This window comes from Streptomyces sp. NPDC032472, assembly GCF_040636955.1.
Classification (GTDB): domain Bacteria; phylum Actinomycetota; class Actinomycetes; order Streptomycetales; family Streptomycetaceae; genus Streptomyces.
The window spans coordinates 44,298-67,339 of record NZ_JBEZVK010000024.1 but is presented as its reverse complement, the minus strand read 5'-3'; the positions used below and the strand labels follow the sequence as shown (position 1 = coordinate 67,339).

19 protein-coding genes are annotated in these 23,042 nt (G+C 72.9%); 8 read left to right on the top strand and 11 right to left on the bottom strand.

What is annotated here, in order from left to right; all coding sequences use genetic code 11:
- Positions 1–266: 266 nt before the first annotated feature.
- On the top strand, positions 267–2,510 hold the full coding sequence (locus AB0F11_RS18440; RefSeq protein ID WP_362174443.1) for an ATP-dependent RecD-like DNA helicase: 2,244 nt from the start codon (positions 267–269) through the stop codon (positions 2,508–2,510).
- Positions 2,511–2,677: 167 nt separating this feature from the next.
- Positions 2,678–3,967 carry a citrate synthase gene (locus tag AB0F11_RS18435; RefSeq protein WP_362174440.1) on the top strand — a complete coding sequence of 430 codons (1,290 nt, stop codon included), beginning with the start codon at positions 2,678–2,680 and terminating at the stop codon, positions 3,965–3,967.
- A 382-nt stretch (positions 3,968–4,349) separates the two neighbouring features.
- Here AB0F11_RS18435 and AB0F11_RS18430 read toward each other — a convergent pair whose 3' ends face one another.
- From AB0F11_RS18430 to AB0F11_RS18410, 5 genes are all read right to left on the bottom strand, one after another.
- Entirely contained in the window at positions 4,350–6,683 is a 2,334-nt protein-coding gene (locus tag AB0F11_RS18430) for a heavy metal translocating P-type ATPase (protein ID WP_362174437.1), read from the bottom strand.
- An 89-nt stretch (positions 6,684–6,772) separates the two neighbouring features.
- Entirely contained in the window at positions 6,773–7,009 is a 237-nt protein-coding gene (locus tag AB0F11_RS18425) for a heavy-metal-associated domain-containing protein (RefSeq protein WP_362174434.1), read from the bottom strand.
- 159 nt (positions 7,010–7,168) lie between these two features.
- A complete protein-coding gene (locus tag AB0F11_RS18420) occupies positions 7,169–7,369 on the bottom strand; it encodes a MerR family transcriptional regulator (protein WP_362174431.1) in 201 nt (66 codons plus the stop codon).
- Between the two features lie 319 nt (positions 7,370–7,688).
- Positions 7,689–8,699, bottom strand: a complete 1,011-nt coding sequence (locus tag AB0F11_RS18415; RefSeq protein ID WP_362174428.1) for a Gfo/Idh/MocA family oxidoreductase — start codon at positions 8,697–8,699, stop codon at positions 7,689–7,691.
- Positions 8,700–8,718: 19 nt separating this feature from the next.
- Positions 8,719–9,633: a sugar phosphate isomerase/epimerase gene (locus AB0F11_RS18410; RefSeq protein WP_362174425.1), complete on the bottom strand. Its 915-nt coding sequence runs from the start codon at positions 9,631–9,633 to the stop codon at positions 8,719–8,721.
- A 54-nt stretch (positions 9,634–9,687) separates the two neighbouring features.
- On the opposite strand from AB0F11_RS18410, the gene iolC reads away from it, so the two are divergent.
- The 5 genes from iolC to AB0F11_RS18385 all read left to right on the top strand — a co-directional run bounded on the left by iolC (position 9,688) and on the right by AB0F11_RS18385 (position 15,817).
- Positions 9,688–10,626: a 5-dehydro-2-deoxygluconokinase gene (gene iolC, locus AB0F11_RS18405; protein WP_362174553.1), complete on the top strand. Its 939-nt coding sequence runs from the start codon at positions 9,688–9,690 to the stop codon at positions 10,624–10,626.
- Positions 10,617–11,732: a 5-deoxy-glucuronate isomerase gene (gene iolB / locus AB0F11_RS18400; protein ID WP_362174423.1), complete on the top strand. Its 1,116-nt coding sequence runs from the start codon at positions 10,617–10,619 to the stop codon at positions 11,730–11,732. The genes iolC and iolB overlap by 10 nt, the downstream gene beginning before the upstream one ends.
- Positions 11,729–13,615: a 3D-(3,5/4)-trihydroxycyclohexane-1,2-dione acylhydrolase (decyclizing) gene (gene iolD / locus AB0F11_RS18395; protein ID WP_362174421.1), complete on the top strand. Its 1,887-nt coding sequence runs from the start codon at positions 11,729–11,731 to the stop codon at positions 13,613–13,615. Before iolB ends, iolD begins: the two co-directional genes overlap by 4 nt.
- Before the next feature lie 13 nt (positions 13,616–13,628).
- The gene (locus tag AB0F11_RS18390) at positions 13,629–15,128 is read left to right on the top strand and encodes a CoA-acylating methylmalonate-semialdehyde dehydrogenase (protein ID WP_362174418.1); all 1,500 of its coding nucleotides are present in this window, start codon (positions 13,629–13,631) and stop codon (positions 15,126–15,128) included.
- 494 nt (positions 15,129–15,622) lie between these two features.
- Positions 15,623–15,817, top strand: coding sequence for a hypothetical protein (locus AB0F11_RS18385; RefSeq protein WP_362174417.1), 195 nt, complete (start codon positions 15,623–15,625; stop codon positions 15,815–15,817).
- Positions 15,818–15,906: 89 nt separating this feature from the next.
- Here AB0F11_RS18385 and AB0F11_RS18380 read toward each other — a convergent pair whose 3' ends face one another.
- The 5 genes from AB0F11_RS18380 to AB0F11_RS18360 all read right to left on the bottom strand — a co-directional run bounded on the left by AB0F11_RS18380 (position 15,907) and on the right by AB0F11_RS18360 (position 21,551).
- Positions 15,907–16,965 carry a DUF916 domain-containing protein gene (locus tag AB0F11_RS18380; protein WP_362174414.1) on the bottom strand — a complete coding sequence of 353 codons (1,059 nt, stop codon included), beginning with the start codon at positions 16,963–16,965 and terminating at the stop codon, positions 15,907–15,909.
- Positions 16,966–17,163: 198 nt separating this feature from the next.
- Entirely contained in the window at positions 17,164–18,456 is a 1,293-nt protein-coding gene (locus AB0F11_RS18375; protein WP_362174411.1) for a hypothetical protein, read from the bottom strand.
- A 177-nt stretch (positions 18,457–18,633) separates the two neighbouring features.
- Positions 18,634–19,890 (bottom strand): S8 family peptidase, encoded by a 1,257-nt coding sequence (locus AB0F11_RS18370; RefSeq protein ID WP_362174409.1) that lies wholly within the window; start codon positions 19,888–19,890, stop codon positions 18,634–18,636.
- Positions 19,891–19,968: 78 nt separating this feature from the next.
- On the bottom strand, positions 19,969–20,382 hold the full coding sequence (locus AB0F11_RS18365) for a GNAT family N-acetyltransferase (protein WP_362174551.1): 414 nt from the start codon (positions 20,380–20,382) through the stop codon (positions 19,969–19,971).
- Between the two features lie 464 nt (positions 20,383–20,846).
- Complete coding sequence (locus AB0F11_RS18360; protein ID WP_362174406.1) at positions 20,847–21,551, bottom strand: 4'-phosphopantetheinyl transferase superfamily protein; 705 nt, start codon at positions 21,549–21,551, stop codon at positions 20,847–20,849.
- Between the two features lie 107 nt (positions 21,552–21,658).
- Here AB0F11_RS18360 and AB0F11_RS18355 point away from each other — a divergent pair, with 107 nt between their 5' ends.
- Positions 21,659–22,435 carry an alpha/beta hydrolase gene (locus AB0F11_RS18355; protein WP_362174403.1) on the top strand — a complete coding sequence of 259 codons (777 nt, stop codon included), beginning with the start codon at positions 21,659–21,661 and terminating at the stop codon, positions 22,433–22,435.
- Here the strand turns inward: AB0F11_RS18355 and AB0F11_RS18350 are convergent.
- Positions 22,432–22,926: a hypothetical protein gene (locus AB0F11_RS18350; protein WP_362174401.1), complete on the bottom strand. Its 495-nt coding sequence runs from the start codon at positions 22,924–22,926 to the stop codon at positions 22,432–22,434. The genes AB0F11_RS18355 and AB0F11_RS18350 overlap by 4 nt on opposite strands.
- Positions 22,927–23,042: the final 116 nt, after the last annotated feature.

The following is a 23,042-nucleotide window of genomic DNA, read 5'->3' as shown; positions in this document are numbered from 1 at the left end:
ATGGCGCCCGAGAATAGCGCGCCCGGCACCGCCCGAGTAATGGAAACGTAAAGTTCCGATTCGGTGTGCAACCCCGGAGCGCGTACGGGGGTCGTATGGTGCGTCGGCACTTCCGGGGGAGGATCTGGGGGGATCGGGAAGTCCGGCACGGGAGGGGTAACCGTGAGGGGGTCCGGCCGCGAGGCCGGGCCCCCTTCTCGTTGCACGGCCCCGTTGGTTGTCCACAGGCCTGCGGGGCTGTCGGAGCCGGGCGGTAACGTCGTGCCATGGCAACCAACGGGGCGGTGCAACAGGCAGTGGTCGAGGGGGTGCTGGAGCGCATCACCTACGCCAACGAGGAGAGCGGCTACACGGTCGCCCGCGTCGACACCGGCCGCGGCAGCGGCGATCTGCTCACGGTCGTGGGCTCCCTCCTCGGGGCCCAGCCCGGCGAATCGCTGCGGATGGAGGGCCGCTGGGGCTCCCACCCGCAGTACGGCCGGCAGTTCACGGTGGAGAACTACCGCACCGTGCTCCCCGCCACCGTCCAGGGCATCCGGCGCTACCTCGGCTCCGGCCTGATCAAGGGCATCGGCCCGAGGATCGCCGACCGGATCGTCGAGCACTTCGGCACCGACACCCTCGACGTGATCGAGGCCGAGCCGAAGCGGCTGATCGAGGTGCCCGGCCTCGGCCCCAAGCGGACCAAGCTGATCGGCGCCGCCTGGGAGGAGCAGAAGGCCATCAAGGAGGTCATGGTCTTCCTCCAGGGCGTCGGCGTCTCCACCTCCATCGCGGTCCGCATCTACAAGAAGTACGCCGACGCCTCCATCTCCGTGGTGAAGAACCAGCCGTACCGGCTCGCCGCCGACGTCTGGGGCATCGGCTTCCTCACCGCCGACCGGATCGCCCAGGCCGTCGGCATCCCGCACGACAGCCCGGAGCGGGTCAAGGCGGGCCTGCAGTACGCCCTGTCCCAGTCCACCGACCAGGGCCACTGCTTCCTGCCCGAGGAACGGCTGATCGCCGACGGGGTCAAGATGCTCCAGGTCGACACCGGCCTGGTCATCGAGTGCCTGGCCGAGCTCGCCGCCGACCCCGAGGGCGTCGTACGGGAATCCGTGCCCGATCCGGAGGGCGGGCCGCCGCTCACCGCCGTGTACCTGGTGCCCTTCCACCGGGCCGAGCTGTCGCTCGTGGGCCAGCTGCGCCGGCTGCTGCACGCCGAGGACGACCGGATGCCGTCCTTCCAGGACGTGGACTGGGACCGCGCCCTGGGCTGGCTGGCCGGGCGCACCGGCGCCGAGCTGGCGCCCGAGCAGCGCGATGCGGTCCGCCTCGCCCTCACCCGGAAGGTCGCCGTCCTCACCGGCGGCCCGGGCTGCGGCAAGTCCTTCACCGTCCGCTCGATCGTGGAGCTGGCGCGGGCGAAGAAGGCCAAGGTGGTGCTGGCCGCGCCCACCGGGCGGGCCGCGAAACGGCTGTCCGAGCTCACCGGGGCCGAGGCCTCCACCGTGCACCGGCTGCTGGAGCTCAAGCCCGGCGGGGACGCGGCCTACGACCGGGACCGGCCGCTGGACGCGGACCTCGTCGTGGTCGACGAGGCCTCCATGCTGGACCTGCTGCTCGCGAACAAGCTCGTCAAGGCGGTGGCACCGGGGGCACACCTGCTGCTGGTCGGGGACGTGGACCAGCTGCCGTCCGTCGGCGCCGGAGAGGTGCTGCGGGACCTGCTCGCCGAGGGCAGCCCCGTCCCCGCCGTCCGCCTCACCCGTATCTTCCGGCAGGCCCAGCAGTCGGGCGTGGTCACCAACGCCCACCGCATCAACACCGGCCTGCCGCCGCTGACCGACGGGCTGCCGGACTTCTTCCTCTTCGCCGAGGAGGACACCGAGGAGGCCGGCCGGCTCGCCGTCGACGTGGCCGCCCGGAGGATTCCGGCCAGATTCGGCCTCGACCCGCGCCGCGACATCCAGGTGCTCGCCCCCATGCACCGCGGTCCCGCCGGCGCGGGGAACCTCAACGGCCTGCTCCAGCAGGCCATCACACCCGCCCGGCCCAACCTGCCCGAGAAGCGGTTCGGCGGCCGCGTCTTCCGCGTCGGCGACAAGGTCACGCAGATCCGGAACAACTACGAGAAGGGCGCGAACGGCGTCTTCAACGGCACGGTCGGCGTGGTCACCGCCCTCGACCTGGACGAACAGCGCCTCACCGTGCGCACGGAGGAAGATGAGGAGGTCGGATACGAATTCGCGGAGCTGGACGAGCTGGCCCATGCGTATGCCGTCACCATCCACCGCTCCCAGGGGAGCGAATACCCGGCGGTGGTGATCCCCGTCACCACCGGGGCTTGGATGATGCTCCAGCGCAACCTGCTCTACACGGCGGTGACCAGGGCCAAGAAGCTGGTCGTCCTGGTCGGGTCACGCAAGGCACTGGGTCAGGCGGTGCGTACCGTTTCCGCAGGCAGGAGGTTCACGGCGGTCGCCCCTAGGCTGTCCGGCCGCATACCGGTGGGAAACCTCGCCTAGGGTTTCCGCTTTCGGCGCGGAGGGGGCAGGATAAGCAGGTTGACGGCACTCAGTGCCGTCGAAAATGCCTAACGCCGACCCCGAGTGCACTCTCCTGCGCCAAATGGGGGAAGGTAGAGGAAGTCAGGGCACCTCGAAGAAGAGGCACTACGTCGGTGAGGGATGACGTGAGCGACAACTCTGTAGTACTCCGGTACGCGGACGGTGAATACACCTACCCGGTGGTCGAGAGCACCGTCGGTGACCAGGGCTTCGACATCTCGAAGCTGAGGGCCCAGACCGGGCTCGTCACCTTGGACAGCGGCTACGGCAACACCGCCGCCTACAAGTCCGCGATCACCTACCTCGACGGTGAGCAGGGCATCCTGCGCTACCGCGGCTACCCGATCGAGCAGCTGGCGGAGCGCTCGACCTTCATCGAGGTCGCCTACCTGCTGATCAACGGTGAGCTGCCGACCGTCGACCAGCTCGCGTCGTTCCGCAACGAGATCACCCAGCACACGCTGCTGCACGAGGACGTCAAGCGGTTCTACGACGGCTTCCCGCGTGACGCGCACCCGATGGCGATGCTGTCCTCCGTGGTCAGCGCACTGTCCACGTTCTACCAGGACAGCCACAACCCGTTCGACGAGAAGCAGCGCCACCTCTCGACGATCCGCCTGCTGGCCAAGCTCCCGACGATCGCGGCCTACGCGTACAAGAAGTCGGTCGGCCACCCGGTCGTCTACCCGCGCAACGACCTCGGCTACGTCGAGAACTTCCTGCGCATGACCTTCTCCGTGCCGGCCCAGGAGTACGAGCTCGACCCGGTCGTGGTCTCCGCGCTCGACAAGCTGCTGATCCTGCACGCGGACCACGAGCAGAACTGCTCGACCTCCACCGTCCGCCTGGTCGGCTCCTCGCAGGCGAACATGTTCGCCTCGATCTCCGCCGGCATCTCGGCCCTGTGGGGCCCGCTGCACGGTGGCGCCAACCAGTCCGTCCTGGAGATGCTGGAAGGCATCCAGGCCAACGGCGGCGACGTGGACTCCTTCATCCGCAAGGTGAAGAACAAGGAGGACGGCGTCCGCCTGATGGGCTTCGGCCACCGCGTCTACAAGAGCTTCGACCCGCGCGCGAAGATCATCAAGGCGGCGGCGCACGACGTCCTGTCGGCTCTCGGCAAGTCCGACGAGCTGCTCGACATCGCGCTGAAGCTCGAGGAGCACGCCCTCTCCGACGAGTACTTCATCCAGCGCAACCTGTACCCGAACGTGGACTTCTACACGGGTCTGATCTACCGCGCCATGGGCTTCCCGACCGAGATGTTCACCGTGCTCTTCGCGCTGGGCCGCCTGCCCGGCTGGATCGCCCAGTGGCACGAGATGATCAAGGAGCCGGGTTCCCGCATCGGCCGCCCGCGCCAGATCTACACCGGCGTCGTCGAGCGCGACTTCGTCCCGGTCGAGGCCCGCTGACCGTAGCGGCCCCGAGCACGCGAAAAGCGCCCCGCCGTCGATCCCCCCACGGGTCGACGGACGGGGCGCTTTCCTTTTCCCCGGCACCGGATTCCCCCCACGGGATCCGAGCCGGGGCGTCGGCGAGGAGGGCGCGCCGCGCCCTCCGGTTGGGTGTCTGCCGGGACCCGTACGGGTCGGGAGGGCCGCTCAAAGCACCCCGTTGGGCACGCGTCCCGGCCGGCTGATGCCACGGATGTCCCCCAAGACCCCCGTGAACGTCCCCCAAGACGTTCTTGGCATCGCCCCATTAGACCCACTGCAGGGCCCGATGGTTACGTTGCGATCGCTGTGATCTGCGTCTCCTGTGAAGGAAGTGTGCGCAGTGTGAGGAGGGACACCCCTACCGGAAGGATCGCAACCGCAGGCTGTTGGTGACCACGAAAACAGAGGAGAACGCCATTGCGGCCCCCGCAATCATCGGATTGAGCAGCCCTGCCGCGGCGAGCGGGAGGGCCGCCACGTTGTAGCCGAAGGCCCAAAACAGGTTGCCCTTGATCGTGGCGAGGGTCCGGCGCGAGAGCCGGATCGCGTCCGCCGCCACCCGCAGGTCGCCCCGTACGAGGGTCAGGTCGCCCGCCTCGATGGCGGCGTCGGTTCCGGTTCCCATGGCCAGGCCCAGGTCGGCCTGGGCCAGCGCCGCCGCGTCGTTGACCCCGTCGCCGACCATGGCGACCGTACGGCCCTGCGCCTGCAGGCGGCGTACGACGTCCACCTTGTCCTGCGGGAGCACCTCGGCGATCACCTCGTCGATGCCCACCTCGCGGGCCACCGTCTCGGCCACGGCCCGGTTGTCGCCGGTCAGCAGGACCGGGGTCAGGCCGAGCGCCCGCAGCCGGGACACGGCCTCGGCGCTGGTCTCCTTGACCGCATCGGCCACGGTCAGGACCCCGCGGGCCTCCCCGTCCCAGGCGACCAGGACGGCGGTGCTGCCGGCGGCCTCTGCGGCCGCCTTGGCCCCGGCGAGCCCCTCGGGCAGGGCGATCGACCAGTCGGCCAGCAGCTGCTCGCGGCCCACCAGGACGGCGTGCCCGTCCACGACGCCCTGCACGCCGAGCCCGGCGAGGTTGCGGAAGGACTCCGGGACCGGCAGGGAGCCGGCCCGCTCCACGGCCCCGGCGGCGATCGCCCGGGCGATGGGGTGCTCCGAGGCGTGCTCCAGGGAGCCCGCGAGTCGCAGCAGCTCCGCCTCGTCGGTGCCGGGGGCGGTGTGCACGCCGGCCAGCGCCATCCGGCCGGTGGTGACCGTGCCGGTCTTGTCGAGGACGACGGTGTCGACGCGGCGGGTGGACTCCAGGACCTCCGGGCCCTTGATCAGGATGCCGAGCTGGGCGCCGCGCCCGGTGCCGACCATGAGCGCGGTCGGCGTGGCCAGGCCCAGGGCGCAGGGGCAGGCGATGATCAGGACGGCCACGGCGGCGGTGAAGGCGGCGGTGGGGTTGTCGGTGATCAGCAGCCAGGTGACCCAGGTGCCGAGCGCCAGGGCCAGGACCACCGGGACGAAGACGCCGGAGATCCGGTCGGCGAGCCGCTGCACCTCGGCCTTGCCGTTCTGCGCCTCCTCGACGAGCCGGGCCATCCGGGCCAGCTGGGTGTCGGCGCCGATCCGGGTGGCCTCGACGACGAGGCGGCCGGAGGCGTTGACGGTCGCTCCGGTGACGGCGTCGCCGACGGCGACCTCGACCGGGACCGACTCGCCGGTCAGCATGGAGGCGTCCACGGCGGAGCTGCCCTCGACGACCGTACCGTCGGTGGCGATCTTCTCGCCGGGCCGGACGACGAACCGGTCGCCGACCGCGAGGGCGGACACCGGGATGCGCACCTCGCGGCCCTCGCGCAGGACGGCGACGTCCTTGGCGCCGAGCTCCAGCAGCGCCTTCAGCGCGGCGCCCGCCTTCCGCTTGGAGCGGGCCTCCAGGTACCGGCCGAGCAGGATGAAGCTGACGACGCCGGCGGCGACCTCCAGGTAGATGGTGGAGGATCCGTCCGTGCGGGAGATGGCGAAGTCGAAGCCGTGCCGCATGCCGGGCATGCCGGCGTGGCCGAAGAACAGGGCCCACAGGGACCAGGCGAAGGCGGCGAGGGTGCCGACCGAGACCAGGGTGTCCATGGTGGCCGCGCCGTGCCGGGCGTTGGTCCAGGCGGCCCGGTGGAAGGGCAGGGCGCCCCAGACGACCACGGGGGCGGCCAGGGTGAGCGAGAGCCACTGCCAGTTGTCGAACTGCAGGGCCGGGACCATCGCGAGCAGGACGACGGGCAGGGCGAGCACGGCGGAGACCAGCAGCCGCTGTCGCAGCGCGGCCGTCTCGGGGTCGCGTACGGGCGCCTGTGCCCCTTCCGGGGATGGCGGCGACAGCTCCGGTTCCGGCTGCGGCGGCGGGGGCTCCTCGGCGGTGTAGCCGGTCTTGACGACGGTGGCGATCAGGTCGGCGACCTCGACGCCGGCGCCGTACGTGACCCGCGCCTTCTCGGTGGCGTAGTTCACCGTGGCGCTGACCCCGTCCATCCGGTTCAGCTTCTTCTCGATGCGGGCCGCGCAGGAGGCGCAGGTCATCCCGCCGATCGCCAGCTCGACCTCGGCGGTGCCGGCGGGGGCCGCCGTCGGGGCCGTCGCTGCCGGGGCCGCTGCCGCTATGGGTCCGTCGTGCGCCGTGCTGCTGCTCGTGCTCATGCTCATGATCCGGCTCCAAGGGGGATCCGGGCCGTACGGAACCAGTATGAGCTGGTGGTACGGCCCGGTTCGGGTGCTGCGTGAGGAGAGGGGGCTCAGGCGGCGAGGCCGGCGAACTCGTAGCCCGCCTCGTCCACGGCGGCGCGGACGTCGCCCTCGGCGAGCGGGGCGGCGGAGACCACGGTGACCTCGCCGGTCGCGGCGACGGCCTTGACCGAGGTGACGCCCGGCAGGGCGGACAGCTCGGTGGTCACCGCACCCTCGCAGTGGCCGCAGGTCATGCCGGTCACGCGGTAGACGGTGGTGGTCTGGGTGTCCGTCTCGGCGGTCATGTCGTTCTCCTCTTCGGGGGTCCGTCCGGGTGCTGCCGGAAGGAGGCTGTCACTCCACCGTCCTCCCGACACTCCCAAGACTATACCCCCTGGGGGTATGAAAGCGAGTGTCTTCGGCCCCTTTCCGTTTCTCGCGCGGCGGCGCGACCGGTGGTCGGGTCAGTCGAGGCGCCGGCCCCGGTTGCCGGGCCGGTTGGCCACCCAGGTGCGGATCGTGTCGGCGTACCAGTACGGCTTGCCGCCCTCCACGTGGTCGGGAGGCGGGAGCAGCCCGTGCTTGCGGTACGAGCGCACAGAGTCGGGCTGGACGCGGATGTGGGCGGCGATCTCCTTGTACGACCACAGCTGTCCGTCGCTCATCGACGACACCTCCTCGTCCACGTGGCGGGCCGGCCGGGAGGCCGTCGGGGGAGCCGGCGCGTGGACTTCAAACGATCGGTCGGGTTGTGCCCGGAGAACGACGGAGTGTGACGGCGTCGGAGGGGTTGTCGCACGCCTGTGACGAGCAACCCGCGTCATGACGACATGCGTGACACGAGAGCGACCCCTGTGACGCGAACGGCACAGGGGTCGGAGGGTCCGGAGGGGTCGGAGGCGGTGGGGGGAGGAGGAGCCGGAACCCAGCGGCTGGGCTCCTGCAGCGGACTGCAGCGCGGCCGGGTTCCGGCGGCCGGGGCGGCTAGCGGTACAGGGCCGGCCGCTCCACCAGCTCCACGGCCGTCCGCACCCCCGTGTGCGCCGCCTTCAGCCCCGCCTCGCAGACGGCCGCCGCCGCATAGCCGTCCCAGGCGTCGGGCCCCGCCACCCCGCCCTGCGCTGCCGCGGCCACCCACCGGCGCAGCTGGCGGTCGTACGCATCGGCGAACCGGACGGTGAAGTCCTGCGCGATCGCCTCGGACCGCCGCCCCGCGCTGCGCACCGCCATCGCCGTGCCGCCCCCGATCTCGGCGCTCCCGCCCTCGCCGACGGCCTCGCACCGCACCTCGTAGCCGAAGCCGCAGTTGACGAAGATCTCCACGTCGACGAGCGCCCCGCCGGAGGTCTCCAGCAGCACGAACCGCGGATCGCGCAGCCCCTCCGGGGCCGCCGCGCTCGGAGCCGGGGAGAACACCGACACCGCCGTGACCTCCTGCCCCAGCAGCCAGCGGGCCGCGTCGACCTCGTGCACCACCGAATCGCTGATCAGCATGTCACTGGTGAAGAAGGACGGCGAGGCGGCGTTGCGGTGCCGGCAGTGCAGGAACAGCGGCCGGCCGATGCCGCCCGCGTCCAGCAGCCCCTTCAGCTCCTCGTACTCCGCATCGTGGCGCCGCATGAACCCCACCTGCACCAGGCGCCGGCCCAGCCGCTGCTCGGCCTCCAGCACCCGCAGCGCTCCCGCGGGGTCCGGGGTCAGCGGCTTCTCGCACAGCACCGGCAGCCCGCGCGCGAGGGCCAGCCCGATCGCCTCCTCGTGCGCCGGGCCGGGCGAGGCGATCAGTACGGCCTCGACCCCGGGCGCGGCCAGCGCGGCCGCCGCATCCGTGTGGGCGCCCGCCCCCTCCAGGCCCGCCGCGACCTCCTTGGCCCGGTCCCCGTCCGGGTCGGCCACGGCCACCACCCGCGCCCCGCCGACGGTCCGCCCGATCCGGCGGGCGTGGTCGGCGCCCATCTTCCCCGCGCCGATGACGGCGATCCCGAGCGTGCTCATGTCGTACTCCTCCTGGAGGTCAACGGGCGCCGCAGGACCGCAGATAGGCGCGGGTGCGGCGGGCGATGGGCAGCGGCCGGTCGGGCGGACAGGGGTACATGTCCTGCTCCACGATCGCGAAGAGGTCCACCCCGAGCCGCTGCGCGGCCGCGAGCACCGGCTCCAGCGCGGGCACCCCCGCCGGCGGCTCGCACATCACCCCCCGGGCCACGGCCGGCCCGAACGGCACCTGCTCGGCGACGACCTCGGCGAGGATCCGCGGGTCGACCTGCTTCAGGTGCAGGTAGCCGATCCGCTCCCCGAAGGTCTCGATGGCCTCGACGCTGTCGCCGCCGCAGTAGGCGTAGTGCCCGGTGTCGAGGCAGAGGGAGACCAGGTCGGGGTCGGTGGCGTCCAGGAAGCGGGCCACGTTCTGCGGGGTGTCGAGGTGCGTGTCGGCGTGCGGGTGGACGACGATCCGCAGCCCGTACCGCTCCCGCACCTCGCGGCCCAGCCGCTCGGTCTGGGTGGTCAGTTCACGCCATTGCGCGGGGCTCAGGGTCCGGTCCTCCAGCACCGCGCCTGTCTTGTCGTCCCGCCAGAAGGAGGGGATGACCACCAGGTGGGCCGCGCCCGTGTCCCGGGCCAGCTCCGCGATCCGCGACACGTGCTCCCACGTCTGCTCCCAGACCGCGGGCCCGTGATGGAGTCCGGTGAACACGGTGCCGGCACTGACCCGCAGGCCCCGCTTCGCGGTCTCCTCGGCGAGCCGGGCGGGATCGGTGGGCAGGTAGCCGTACGGACCGAGCTCGATCCACTCGTACCCGCAGTCGGCGACCTCGTCGAGGAAACGCTCCCACGGGGTCTGCAGCGGATCGTCCGGGAACCAGACACCCCAGGAGTCCGGGGCCGAACCGATGCGGATACGGGTCAGCTCGGGCGGGGAGGACGTCATGACGGCCACCTTAGGGTGCGAAACGAGCGAGACGAGCGGGACGAGTGGGAGGACTTGCCTGTGTTCGACCTGATCACCATGGGACGCATCGGGGTGGATCTCTACCCGCTGAGAACCGGCGTACGGCTGGCCGAGGCGGACACCTTCGGGAAGTTCCTCGGCGGCTCGCCGGCGAACGTGGCCGTCGCGGCGGCCCGCCTCGGCCGCCGCACGGCCCTGATCAGCAAGACCGGCGCCGACCCCTTCGGCGCGTACCTGCGCGGGCAGCTGGGGGAGTTCGGGGTGGACACCCGCTGGCTGGGCGAGGCACCCGACCACCCCACCCCGATCACCTTCTGCGAGATCTTCCCCCCGGACGACTTCCCCCTGTACTTCTACCGCCTGCCGAAGGCGCCCGACCTGGAGATCCGCGCCGAGGAACTGGACCTGGACGCGCTCCGCCGGGCCCGCATCCTGTGGATGACGGGCACCGGCCTGAGCGAGGAGCCGAGCCGGACCGCGACCCTGGCCGCGCTGGAGGCCCGCGCGAAGGCCGGAACCACGGTCTTCGACCTGGACTGGCGCCCGATGCTGTGGCGTGACGACCCGGCGAAGCACTACACGAGAGCCCTGGCCCTGGCCACGGTGGCCGTCGGCAACGCGCAGGAGTGCGAGGTGGCAACGGGGGAGTCCGACCCCCGCGCGGCGGCCCGGGCCCTCCTCGCGGCCGGGGTCGAACTGGCCGTGGTCAAGCGGGGCCCGGACGGCGTCCTGGCCATGCGGCGCGACGGCACGCTGGCGGAGGCCGCCCCGGTCCCGGTGGAGGTCGTCAACGGCCTGGGCGCCGGCGACGCGTTCGGCGGCGCCCTGTGCCACGGGCTCCTGGCGGGCTGGGACCTCCCGCGGATCCTCCGCTACGCGAACGCCGCCGGCGCGATCGTCGCCTCCCGCCTGGCATGCAGCTCGGCGATGCCGTTCGCCGCGGAGATCGAGGAGGCCCTGACATGCCGCTGATGGCGTCCCACGTCCTCCCGCACGCCCGCCTGCACGTCCTGACCCTGGAGGCGGGGGAGTCGTACACCCACGAGGCGGGCGTCTGCGAGTGGATCGTCCTCCCGCTGCAGGGCCCGGCAGTGGTCGAATGCGACCCGGGTCCGGGCACGGGTGCTCCGCCCCCGAAACCCCGCGCCTCAAAGGCCGGTGACAGTCCAGCCCGTCCGGCGTTTGAGGACCGGGGGTCCGGGGGCGGGGCCCCCGAAGCGGGCGGGCGCGCAGCGCCCGACCACCAGCGGCGGCCGGGGCCGCAAACCCAGCCCGCGGCGAAGCCGCCATCGGACGCAGCGGGAAGGGGCGGGGTGGAGGAGAGCCCCGCAGGGCAGCAGACCACGGCCGGGCCGGTCACCTTCGAACTGCACGGCCGGCCCTCCGTCTTCACCGCGCTCAGCGACTTCGCCTACCTCCCCCGCGCCAGCCGAACCCGCATCACCGCCCCGCAGGGCGGCCGCTTCGCCCTGGCCGGCGCGCCCTGCGAGCACACCCTCCCGCCCCGCTACGGCTCGGCCGACGACATCCCGGTGGAACTCCGCGGCGCAGGCCCCTGCTCCCGCCAGGTCAACAACTTCGCCGCGGCGGACGCCTTCCCCTGCGACCGCCTCATCGCGGTGGAGGTGCTGACCCCCGGCGGCAACTGGTCCTCTTACCCGCCCCACAAGCACGACGAGCACCACCCGGGCCGGGAGTCCCGCCTGGAGGAGGTCTACTACTTCGAGATCGCCCCGCACGGGCAGACGCCCGGCCTCGGCTACCAGCGTGTCAGCCCGTCCCCGGCCGGGAAGACCGACATCCTCACCGAGGTGAGGACCGGGGACGCGGTGCTCATCCCGGACGGCTGGCACGGCCCGTCCATCGCCGCCCCGGGGCACGACATGTACTACCTGAACGTGATGGCCGGCCCCGACCCCGACCGCGAGTGGCTGATCCGCGACCACCCCGACCACCGCTGGATCCGTACCACCTGGCCCGGCCAGCAGGTGGACCCCAGACTCCCGTTCTACGACCAGGACCAGCACCAGCACCGGCACCACGACCCGGCCCACGACCCGAAGGACGGCCCCCGATGAGGCACACGACGCGGCTCACGGTCGCCCAGGCCCTCATCCGCTTCCTGTCCCGCCAGTACACCGAGCGCGACGGCCGCCGCCACCGCCTGATCGCCGCGACCTGGGGGATCTTCGGCCACGGCAACGTCGCCGGCATCGGCCAGGCCCTCCTGGAGACCGGCCGGGCCGACATGCCGTTCCTGCAGGGCCGCAACGAGCAGGCGATGGTGCACGCCGCCGTCGGCTTCGCCCGCCAGAGCGGCCGGCTCTCCGCGCACGCCGTCACCACCTCCATCGGCCCCGGCGCCACCAACCTGGTCACCGGCGCGGCCCTGGCCACCATCAACCGGATCCCCGTCCTCCTGCTGCCCGGCGACGCCTTCGCCACCCGGCCCGCCGACCCCGTCCTGCAGCAGCTGGAGGTGCCGTACGCGGGCGACGTCTCCGTCAACGACACGCTGCGGCCGGTCTCCCGCCACTTCGACCGGATCACCCGCCCCGAGGCCCTGATCCCGGCGGCGCTCCAGGCCATGCGGGTGCTCGCCGACCCGGTGCAGACGGGGGCGGTGACCCTGGCCCTGCCACAGGACGTGCAGGCGGAGGCGTACGACTGGCCGGAGGAGTTCTTCGCCGAGCGCGTCTGGGGCGTCCGCAGGCCCCGCCCGGACCGGGACGAGCTGGCGCACGCCGCCGAGGCGGTACGGGCGGCAGCCCGCCCCCTCGTCATCGCCGGCGGCGGCATCCGGCACAGCGGGGCCCAGACCGCCCTGGCGGCGTTCGCCGAGGCCACCGGCATCCCGGTCGCCTCCACCCAGGCGGGCAAGGGCGCCCTCCCGTACGACCACCCCGCCGACGTCGGCGGCGTCGGCCACACCGGCACCGCCACCGCCGACGCGCTGGCCCGCGGCGCCGACCTGGTGATCGCCGCGGGGACCCGGCTGACGGACTTCACCACCGCCTCCGCGACCCTGTTCCAGAACCCGGCCGTCCGGTTCATCGGCCTCAACCTCGACCCGTACGACGCCCACAAACTCGCCGCCCGCCCGCTGGTCGCCGATGCGCGCGAGGCGCTGGAGGAGCTCCGCACCGCCCTCGCCGGGCACCGCGTCGATCCCGCGTACGAGGCGGCCTACCGGCGGGCCAAGGCCGGCTGGGAGGAGCGCGTCGACCGCGCCTATGCCGTCCCCCGGGAGGACGAGGACGAGCCGCCCACCCAGGCGCAGCTGCTCGGCCTGCTCGACGGCCTGGTCGACGCCGGGGACATCCTGATCAACGCGGCCGGCTCGCTCCCCGGCGACCTGCACCAGCTGTGGCGCTCCCGCTCGGCCGACCAGTACCACGTGGAGTACGGGTACTCCTGCATGGGCTACGAGATCCCCGCCGCCCTCGGCACCGCCCTCGCCGCCCCGGACCGGCCCGTGTGGGCGCTGGTCGGCGACGGGACGTACCTGATGAACCCCACCGAGATCGTCACCGCCGTGCAGGAGGGCGTCCCGATCAAGGTGGTGATCGTGGACAACCACGGCTACGCCTCCATCGGCGGCCTGTCGGGGGCCGTGGGCGGGGAGGGCTTCGGGACCGCGTACCGCTTCCGGGCGGGCGACGGCTCGTACACCGGACCGCCCCTGCCCGTGGACCTGGCGGCCAACGCGGCCTCCCTCGGGATGGCCGTGATCCGTACCCGTACCGTCGGTGACCTGCGCAAAGCCCTGGCGGAGGCGCGGGAGGCGGACCGTCCCACATGTGTCTACGCGCGGACCCGAACACCCGACACTGTGTCGGGCCCACCCCCGGCACAGGCGTGGTGGGATGTTCCTGTGGCCGAGACCGCGACCCGTACGGCTGCGGTCGGGGCCCGCGAGGAGTACGACCGGCAAGCCGCTCAGCGACGTCGCCATCTGTGAAGGAGCAAAGGCAATGAAGACCGTCAACCACTGGATCGGTGGCAAGACCGTCGAGGGCGCGTCGGGCAACTACGGCCCGGTCACCGATCCGGCCACCGGTGAGGTCACCACGCAGGTCGCCCTCGCCTCCGCCGACGAGGTCGACGCGGCGGTGCAGGTCGCCAAGGAGGCGTACCTGACCTGGGGCCAGTCCTCGCTGGCCGCCCGCACCAAGGTGCTGTTCGCCTACCGCGCGCTGCTGGACGCGAACCGCGACGCGATCGCCGAGCTGATCACCGCCGAGCACGGCAAGGTCCACTCGGACGCGCTGGGCGAGGTCGCGCGCGGCCTGGAGATCGTCGAGCTGGCCTGCGGGATCACCACGCAGCTCAAGGGCGAGCTGTCGACGTCGGTGTCGAACCGCGTGGACGTGGCCGCCATCCGCCAGCCGCTGGGCGTGGTCGCGGGCATCACCCCGTTCAACTTCCCGGCGATGGTCCCGATGTGGATGTTCCCGCTGGCCATCGCCTGTGGCAACACCTTCGTCCTCAAGCCGAGCGAGAAGGACCCCTCCGCCGCCAACAAGCTGGCCGAGCTGGCCACCGAGGCCGGGCTGCCGGCCGGCGTGCTGAACGTGGTCCACGGCGACAAGGTCGCCGTCGACGCCCTGCTCGCCCACCCGGACGTCGCGGCCGTGTCCTTCGTCGGCTCCACCCCGATCGCCCGCCACATCCACACCACCGCCTCCGCGAACGGCAAGCGCGTCCAGGCGCTGGGCGGCGCCAAGAACCACATGCTGGTGCTGCCGGACGCCGACCTGGACGCCGCCGCCGACGCGGCCGTCTCGGCGGCCTACGGCTCGGCCGGCGAGCGCTGCATGGCGATCTCCGCCGTCGTCGCGGTCGGCGCGATCGGCGACGCCCTCGTCGAGAAGATCCGCGAGCGCGCCGAGAAGATCAAGATCGGCCCCGGCAACGACCCGACGTCCGAGATGGGCCCGCTGATCACCGCCGCCCACCGCGACAAGGTCGCGTCGTACGTCAAGGGCGCCGCCGACCAGGGCGCGGAGGTCGTCCTGGACGGCACCGGCTACACGGTCGACGGCCACGAGAACGGCCACTGGATCGGCCTGTCCCTGCTCGACCACGTCAAGACCGACTCCGACGCCTACCGCGACGAGATCTTCGGCCCGGTCCTGTGCGTGCTGCGCGCCGAGACCTACGAGGAGGGCGTCGCTCTGATCAACGCCTCGCCGTTCGGCAACGGCACCGCGATCTTCACCCGCGACGGGGGCGCCGCCCGCCGCTTCCAGCTGGAGATCGAGGCGGGCATGGTCGGCGTCAACGTGCCGATCCCGGTGCCGGTGGGCTACCACTCCTTCGGCGGCTGGAAGGACTCGCTCTTCGGCGACCACCACATCTACGGAAACGACGGCATCCACTTCTACACCCGCGGCAAGGTCGTCACGACCCGCTGGCCGGACCCGTCGGAGGACCACGCGGGCGTGGACCTGGGCTTCCCCCGCAACCACTGAACCCCGCTCCCCTGGCGCAGCCCGCGCCCACCCTCGGAAGATGCCCCCGCCCCGGCGGGGGCATATTCGTGTCCGGAGCTCTGTGGCCCTGCTGACGTGGCCATTTGTGACGGCCCGGTTACAGCGGGTATGGTTTTTCGCATGCCGGGCGCCAACCCGGAGCGGGGAGAGCCACCCCGCAACCCGAACCGAAGGAGGAGGCGCTGTCAAGCGTCTCCCAGGGGCTTCTGAACGCCTCTGAGTGCTCTGGTCTGCCGCCACTTTGAGGCCAGGGGTCCGCGAGTAGTAGCAGTAACGTGCAGTACGGAGAGTCGGGGCCCACGTCGTCCACCGATCTCAACGAAATCGCCCTCCCCAGGGGGCGGGCACAGCCACGCGGACGCTGTGTTCGACAGTCAACCTGTCTTCGTTGAGGTCGCATGTGCTCCGTGCCCCCTGCGCACGGCGTGCAGTACTTCCTCGAAGACGACCCTTCAGCGTCCGAGGAGGACTCGATGCGTGGATTCGCCGACGATCTCGTCGTCAACGCCCCCTACGGGGTCGTCGCCATCAGCCTGGCGTTCATCGCATGGATGATCTACAGCGCCTACACGCTGAAGATCGCCCTGTGTGGCTCCCAGCCGCCCGAGCGTCCGGCCATCATCCGCGAGCACGCGAAGATGATCCGTTTCTGGCGGCGTCGGTCGTAGCCGTCGGCCTGAGCAGAGGCGAGCGGGGTGCCTTGCCGTCCAGGTCGGTGTTCCGCCACGGCCTGCATGACTCGTACCCCGGCCCGCGGTCAGCGGGTCGGGGTCAGGTCCGCGGTGGCGTCGTCGTGGTCGGAGCCGGAGGCGGAAGGGTCGGTTGTGCGGCGGCGGTGCAGGGCCAGGGTGGTGAGGGCGGCGGCCGTGAGGAGCAGGAAGGTGCCGAGGGCCGGCCAGGGGACGGCGAGGAAGGTCGTCTCGGACTGCGTCGCCAGGTCGGGGTAGGCCGTTGCGGTCGCCGAGACCCGTACGGTGACGCGGTCCAGCTGCGGGCCGTCCGGCCACGGCTCGGTCAGCTCGATCCGCTGGCCCGGCAGCAGCACCACCTTCTGCTCGCGGGCCGGCCGGTCCAGCACCGTACGGCCGAACAGCCCCTCGGCCCGCACCGCGACCTTCGGCTCCAGCACCACGTTGCCCCGGTTGACCAGGGCGTACGACACCGTGGCCCGGGCCGTACCGATCCACGGCAGCAGCGGCGCCGACCGGCTGACCTTCACGTCCTCCACGCTCAGCCCCGGCGCGAGTGGCCCCGGCACCCGCACGTACAGCCGGGCGCCCACCTGCCGCTTCACCCCGACCTGGACCTTGCCCTCCTGCCGGCTGCCCTCCACCGCGGTGTTGAGGGCGACGATCCCGCCGACGTGGTCGCCGGGGGTGGCGTCCGCGGGCACCTTCACCGTGAAGGGGATGTCCGTACGGCCCTTGGGCGGCACCGTCACCGTCGACGCGGCCTGCGGCCCCAGCGCGGTCCACGCCCCCACGCCGACGGGCTTGCGCTCCACCGGGAGCAGGGCGAACGCGCCGCCGGCCGGGGTGTTCACGGCGTCGGTGGCGAAGACCTGGAAGGTCAGCTCCCGGTCCGAGGAGTTCAGGATGGTCACGCTGTCGGTGACGGTGGTGCCGGCCGCGTCCTGGTGGAAGAAGTACGCCCGGTCCGTCATCGCGGCGCCCGCCGCGGGCGTGGGGAACACCGCCCAGGTGCCGTTGTCCGCGGCCGCGGCCGGGGCGGCCGGCGCGAGCAGCGCCGCCACCAGGAGGAGCAGGGCCAGGAGCGGGCCGTACGCAGGCGTGCGGGTGCGGAGGCGGGAGCGCATGGGCGGTTCTCCAGTCGGCGCGGGTGAAGGGCAGGGGAGGGGGCAGCGGGAGCACGCGCGGGCGGGCGGCGGGGGAACGGCGAGGGGTGGTGCGGCGCCGGAGCGCCGCACCACCCCGGGTGGGCCGGTTCCCGCCGGTCGGGCGACCTGTCAGGCGACCTGTCAGGCGACCTTTCAGGCAACCGGTCAGGCGACCTGTCAGGCGATCGAGAAGGTGACGACCGTCCGGTAGGTGTCGGCGAACATGAACGCCGGGAGCTGGATCATCCCGGCGCCGCCGACCGCGAACTCACCGCCGGTCAGCTCCTCCCCGCCGGCCGCCTGCGAGGCCACCTTCATCGGGGTGTCGGTGATCGCCCCGGGCGCCCCCGCGGTGCAGGTGCTCGGGCTGTCCGGGTTGGTCACGGTGCAGGACGGCTGGATGCCGAGCTGCGCCTTCGCCATCGAGTGGCCGGTCGTCTCGTTCAGGAACGGCGTACGGGTCGCCGTCACGTCCCAGCCGAGCGTGCCGCCGCGGAAGTCCTGGACGGTCGCCGCGTTGAACACGCCGACCACCGACTGGGCCTTGCCGTTGATGGTGACCGAGGGGAAGGCGACGGCCGGCTGGCCGTCCTTCGGGCCGAGCGCCAGCGGGCCGGGCAGGACCTCGATGTCGACCGGGTTCTTCACGCCCGCCTGGTCCTCCAGGAACACGAAGGACTTGTACGGGGCGACCGATCCGTCGATCCTGATGGCGTCGGCCTTCTTGGTGACGGTCAGGTTGCAGGTGGCGGCGCCGGAGGCGTCGGCGGTGCCCGCGCCGGTGTCACCGGTCGCCGCGCCCGCGAGCAGCGCCGAGCAGGTGACCGCGCCCGCCGGGAAGTTGGCGCCGGTCACGGTGACGGCAGTGCCGGCCTTGCCGCTGTTCGGCGTCAGCTTGGTGGTGACCGGGTCCTTCGGCAGGGCCTCGACCGCGACCGAGCCGAGGGTGGCGCTCGGCCTGGGCGCGGGGGTGCAGGTGGTCGTGAAGACCGATCCGCTGAGGTCGGCGTCGGTGACGGCGAGGTCGAGCTTGACGTCGACCGTGGTGCCCTCGGTGCCGTCGGGGATCTTGACGGTGCCGGAGAACGCCTTCGGGTCGAGCGGCGTGCCGGCCACCACGCTGACGCTCTCCGGCGGGCTGGTCACCACCTGCGTGGTCGCGCCGACCTTCAGCGTGATCTTGGTGGTGTTCACCGTCGTGACGGAGAAGCCGGGGACCAGCGGGCTCGCACCCGGGTCGATCGTGATGGGGACGACGTCACCGGCCTTGGCCGTGTCGGGCAGGGTGATCGTGTAGTTCTGGTTGCCCGAGCCGTCCGGCTGCGGCGCCGGGGCGTCGCAGTTCTCGAAGACGGGCGTGGTCTTGGTCGCCGCCTGCGCGGTGCCGGCCAGGCCCACCACGCCGCCCGTCAGCGCCAGGGACAGCGCGCCCACCCCGGCCAGGACTCTTCGTCGGAACGTTGTACTCACTGGGTCGCGACTCCTTCGTCGGACGAACCCCTCCCCCCACCCGCTGTGTGGAGGAGGACGAGCCGGTGCGGTGGCCGACATTGACGCGTCGCGGTCATGAGAAGTCAATGACTTCCCTTTGCCCGAAGCACACAGAAATTGATGTCCCATCAGGTCGGGTTTGTGCGCCCTGCGGTGTTATCCGGCCGCGGGGGCGGGCGCGGGGGCAGCCGCAGGGGTGGGCGCGGGGGCGACCGCGGGGGCGACCGCGGGGAGGTGGAGGAGCCGGTTCGCGGTGCCGGCCGGCAGCCCGGTGATGAGGTCCGCCAGCGCGCCGCGCACCAGTGCGTCGGAGACCTGGGCGGGTGTGGCGGCCGTCTTCGCCGGGGCGCCGCCCGCCACGCCCTGCGCGAGGACCAGCGCGGCGACGCCCGCCACGTGCGGGGCGGCCATCGAGGTGCCGGAGGCGCGGGCGAGCGCGGTCGTCGAGCCCTTCCACGCCGAGGTGACGGACACGCCCGGCGCGAAGAGGTCCACGCAGCGGCCGTACGAGGAGAACGGGGCCCGCCGGTCCAGGGAGTCGGTCGCGCCGACGGTCAGGGCCGCGGGGACGGCGGCGGGCGAGCCCTTGCAGGCGTCGGTGTTCCCGTTGCCGGCGGCGACGGTGAAGGTGATCCCGGCGGCGACGGCCTTGGTGACCGCCCTGTCCAGGGAGTAGCTGCGGCTGCCGCCGATGCTCATGTTGGCGACGGCCGGGGTGCCCGGGTGCTTCGCGGCGTCCTTCACCAGCCAGTTGAGGCCGCCCAGGATCGCCGACAGGGAGGAGGAGCCGCGGCAGTCGGCCACCTTCACCGAGACGAGGGAGACCTCCTTCGCGACCCCGTACACCGATCCGCCGAGGGTCCCCGCGACGTGCGTGCCGTGGCCGTTGCAGTCGGTGCTGCCCCGCTCCAGGAACACCCCGTTGTAGCCGGCCCGGGCCCGCCCTCCGAACTCCTGGTGGAGGGTGTTGATCCCGGTGTCCACGACGTACGCGGTGACGCCCCGTCCGGTGGCCGGGTACGTGTACGAGCCGTCCAGCGGCAGCGCGCTCTGGTCGATCCGGTCCAGCCCCCACGGTGCGGGGACCTGGGTGTCGCTGATCCGGAACTCGGCGTCCGGTTCCACCGAGGCCACCCGCGGGTCGGCGGCCAGGGCCGCCGCGCGGGCGGCGGTGGTGCGGACGGCGAACCCGTTCAGGACGGTGTCGTAGACGGCCCCGACCTCGTCGCCCGCCTCAGCGGCCTCGACGGCCAGGGCGCGGGCGGAGGCGGCGGCGCGGGAGGTGCCGTCCTTGAGGGCGACGACGTACGCGGCGGTGGCGGTCGCGGGCGGCGGGGTGGGGTGCAGGGGCAGTGCGGTGGCCGCCGTCGCCAGCAGGGCGGCGGCCGGGAGCAGCGCGGTGAGTGCGGTCATGCGGCGATGCTCGCCGGGGTACGGCGCGGGCGCGCGGAGGGTGCGCCGAGTGGCGGCACGACACGCCGCCGCAGGGCGTCAGCCGCTCAGGGGCCAGCCGCGCATGGCGAAGGCGCCCTCGTCGCGGGCGCCGGCGGCGTCGTAGGTGGCCAGGGCGGCCTCGTTGTCGGTGTCGACGCCCACCCACATGCCGTAGCAGCCGCGCGCCTTGGCCTCGCCGGCGAGGGCCTCGGTCAGCGCCCGGCCGATGCCGCGGCGGCGGTAGCCCTCGTCCACGGACAGCTCGTACAGGCACATCTCGGTGCCCTTGTCGGGGTGCGTCATCTCGACCCCGGAGACCATGCCGGCCGGCACCCCGTCGACGTAGGCGATGAGCATCAGGTGCCCCGGCGCCGACAGGAAGCGCTCGGACCAGTCCAGCCGGGCCGGTCCGTCGAAGAGCCCTTCTGCGGCCTGGAGTTCGGCGACGGTGCTCGCCACGCGGATGTCCATGGCCGTCACGATAATGGTCGCCATGGTGCAGGGGCCTTCTGATTTCGACACGGCGTGGCGAGCCGCCCCGCAGGCGGTACGGCGCTCCCCTCGGCCTGGCGCAGCGCCGCCCCAGGCAACCCGGCTCCGCCGTCCTTTTGAAGCCGGGGTCCGGCAATCTCAGCCTCGCCGGCGTTTGAGGCGCGGGGTGTGGGGCGGAGCCCCAAGGATCCCGGCTCCGCCGGGCACCGTGCTCTGCCCGGACCCGCGCCTCAATCGCCGGCGGGGCTGGATGTGCCGGGCCCCGGCTTCGAAGGCCGGCGGGAGTGGATGTGCCGGGCCCCGGTAGGCCCCGGCGGGGCTGGATGTGCCGGGGTCCGGCTTCGAAGGCCGGCGGGGCTGGATGTGCCGGGCTCCGGCTTTGGACGTCGCCCGCTGTCGTGGGGGGCAGGGCCAGCCGGGCCTGGGTGGGCCCGGGGGTCGGTTCAGGGGGTGCGGAGGGCCAGGGCGGCTGCGTAGGTCGGGGGGGACGGGAGGTCCCGCAGGTGCCAGCCCGGGACCTGGGCGGGGGTCGGGCCGGTGCCCACGTAGGGGTCGGCCAGGCCCTGGGCCAGACCGGTGCCGGTGCCCTTGAGGTAGGCCTCCTTGCGGGCCCACAGCCGGGCCAGCGCCGGGCGCCGGTCCGCCTCCACGAGCGCGGTCAGCTCCCGCGTCTCCGCCGGGTGCAGGGTGCCCAGCACGTCTTCCACCGCCTCCGCGGGCGGGAGCCCCTCCACGTCGATGCCGACCGGCACCGCCGCGAACGCCAGGTACGCCATGTCCTCGCTGTGCGAGAGCGAGAACTGCACGCCGCCTCCGGCCACCGCCGGCCGCCCGTGCGGCTCGGCGCAGCACGGGCACTCCTCGCGGACCAGGGCGACCTTCTCCGCGGACAGCCCCAGGTAGCCGCCGAGCAGTACCCGCAGCCCCACGTGGGAGGCGAGGTAGCGGTGCCGGTCGGCCGGCCGGACGAACCGGTCGGCCCGGCCGCGCTCCTCCGCGTCCAGCAGCCACAGCGCCTCCTCGACGCGGTGGCCGCCGACCACACCGAGCGTGGTGTCGAGGGACCACACCGCCACCGCCGCCCCCGCGGGCGGCCGACCGGTGTGCGGCACGTCCCCGCCGAGCTGGTTCACGTACGTCGTTGTCACCCGACGAGGTTAGACGCCCGTGCGCGGGCGCGCCCGACACAAAGATCGGCAAGGGCCCGCGCCCCTGGCTAGGCTCGGCACTTTCCGTCGACGATCAAGGAGTTCAGGTGCGAAGTGCCATAGTCACGCCGGAAGAAGACCGGATCCGCTGGGTCGAGCTGCCCGGCGCCGAACCCGCCCGGGTGTACGTGCACGGGCTGGGCTCGACCTCCCCCGCCTACTTCGCGGCGAGCGCCGTCCACCCCCTGCTGGCAGGGCACCGCTCCCTCCTCGTCGACCTCCTCGGACACGGGCACAGCGACCGCCCCGAGCAGTTCTCCTACACCCTCGAAGCGCACGCCGACGCCCTCGCCGCGGCACTCGACTCCGCGGCCGTCGCCGGCGCCGAGCTGATCGCCCACAGCATGGGCGGCGCCGTCGCCATCGTGCTGGCCCACCGCCACCCCCGCCTGGTGTCCCGGCTGGTGCTCGTCGACGCCAACCTGGACCCGGTCCCGGTCGTCCCGCGGACCCCCGGCAGCAGCGGGATCGCCTCCTACACCGAGGAGGAGTTCCTGGCCGGCGGCTGGGCCGAGGTGCGCGACCGGGTGGGCGCCCACTGGTGGTCCACGATGCGGCTGGCCGACCGCACCGCCCTGCACCGCTCCGCCGTGCACCTTGCGGCGGGCACGACGCCGACGATGCGGGAACTGCTGCTGGAGCTGAAGATCCCGCGCAGCTACCTGCTGCCCGAGGCCGACGGCCCGCTCGCCGGAGCGGAGGCCCTCCGGGCGGCCGGCGTCGAGGTCGTCCCCGTACCGGACTGCGGGCACAACATCATGCTCGACAACCCCGAGGCCTTCGCCCGGGCCACCGCCGACGCCCTCGCCGGCGACAGGTCCTAGCGGCCCTGCCCCTGCCGAGCCCCGGGGGAGAGGGTCCCGTCGGTCCAGGCGTAGACGCGCTTGCCGCGCACGGCCACCTGGTACTGGCGGGCGTCGCGGCACTCGGGCCGCTCCTCCGATCGGGTGCCCCGCGGCCACCACGTCGCGTTCAGCTCCCGCCCCCGCGGCCGGTTCGGCGTGCCGGCGGTGCACTGCGGGCCGTCCAGCGGGGTCGAGCCGAGCGTGAAGCGGATCAGCCGGGCCTCGCCGGTGCTGCGCGCCCGTATGCGTATGTCCGTGGCGTCCTTGGGCACCCAGGACGGCAGCCTGAACGCCGGCGCGCCGCGCGTGGGCGCGTCCGCAGCGGTCGCGTACCGCCTGCTCTTCTCCTGGAACACCTGGTCGTTGATCGAGTCGGTCACGGGGTTGGGCGGGAGGTTGGGGAGGGCGAAGGCGGCGGTGGCGAGGACGCCCACGCCGGCGGCGGCGATGACGAGGGGACGGCGCTTCATGTGATCAGTGTCGGGGCGCGGGCACTGATCGTGCGTCCCTCCGCAGGACGAACCTGAAGTCTGTCTGAAGTCTGACGGCGGGTCGTACCAGAGGACTGCCCCGTCTACGGCCGCGC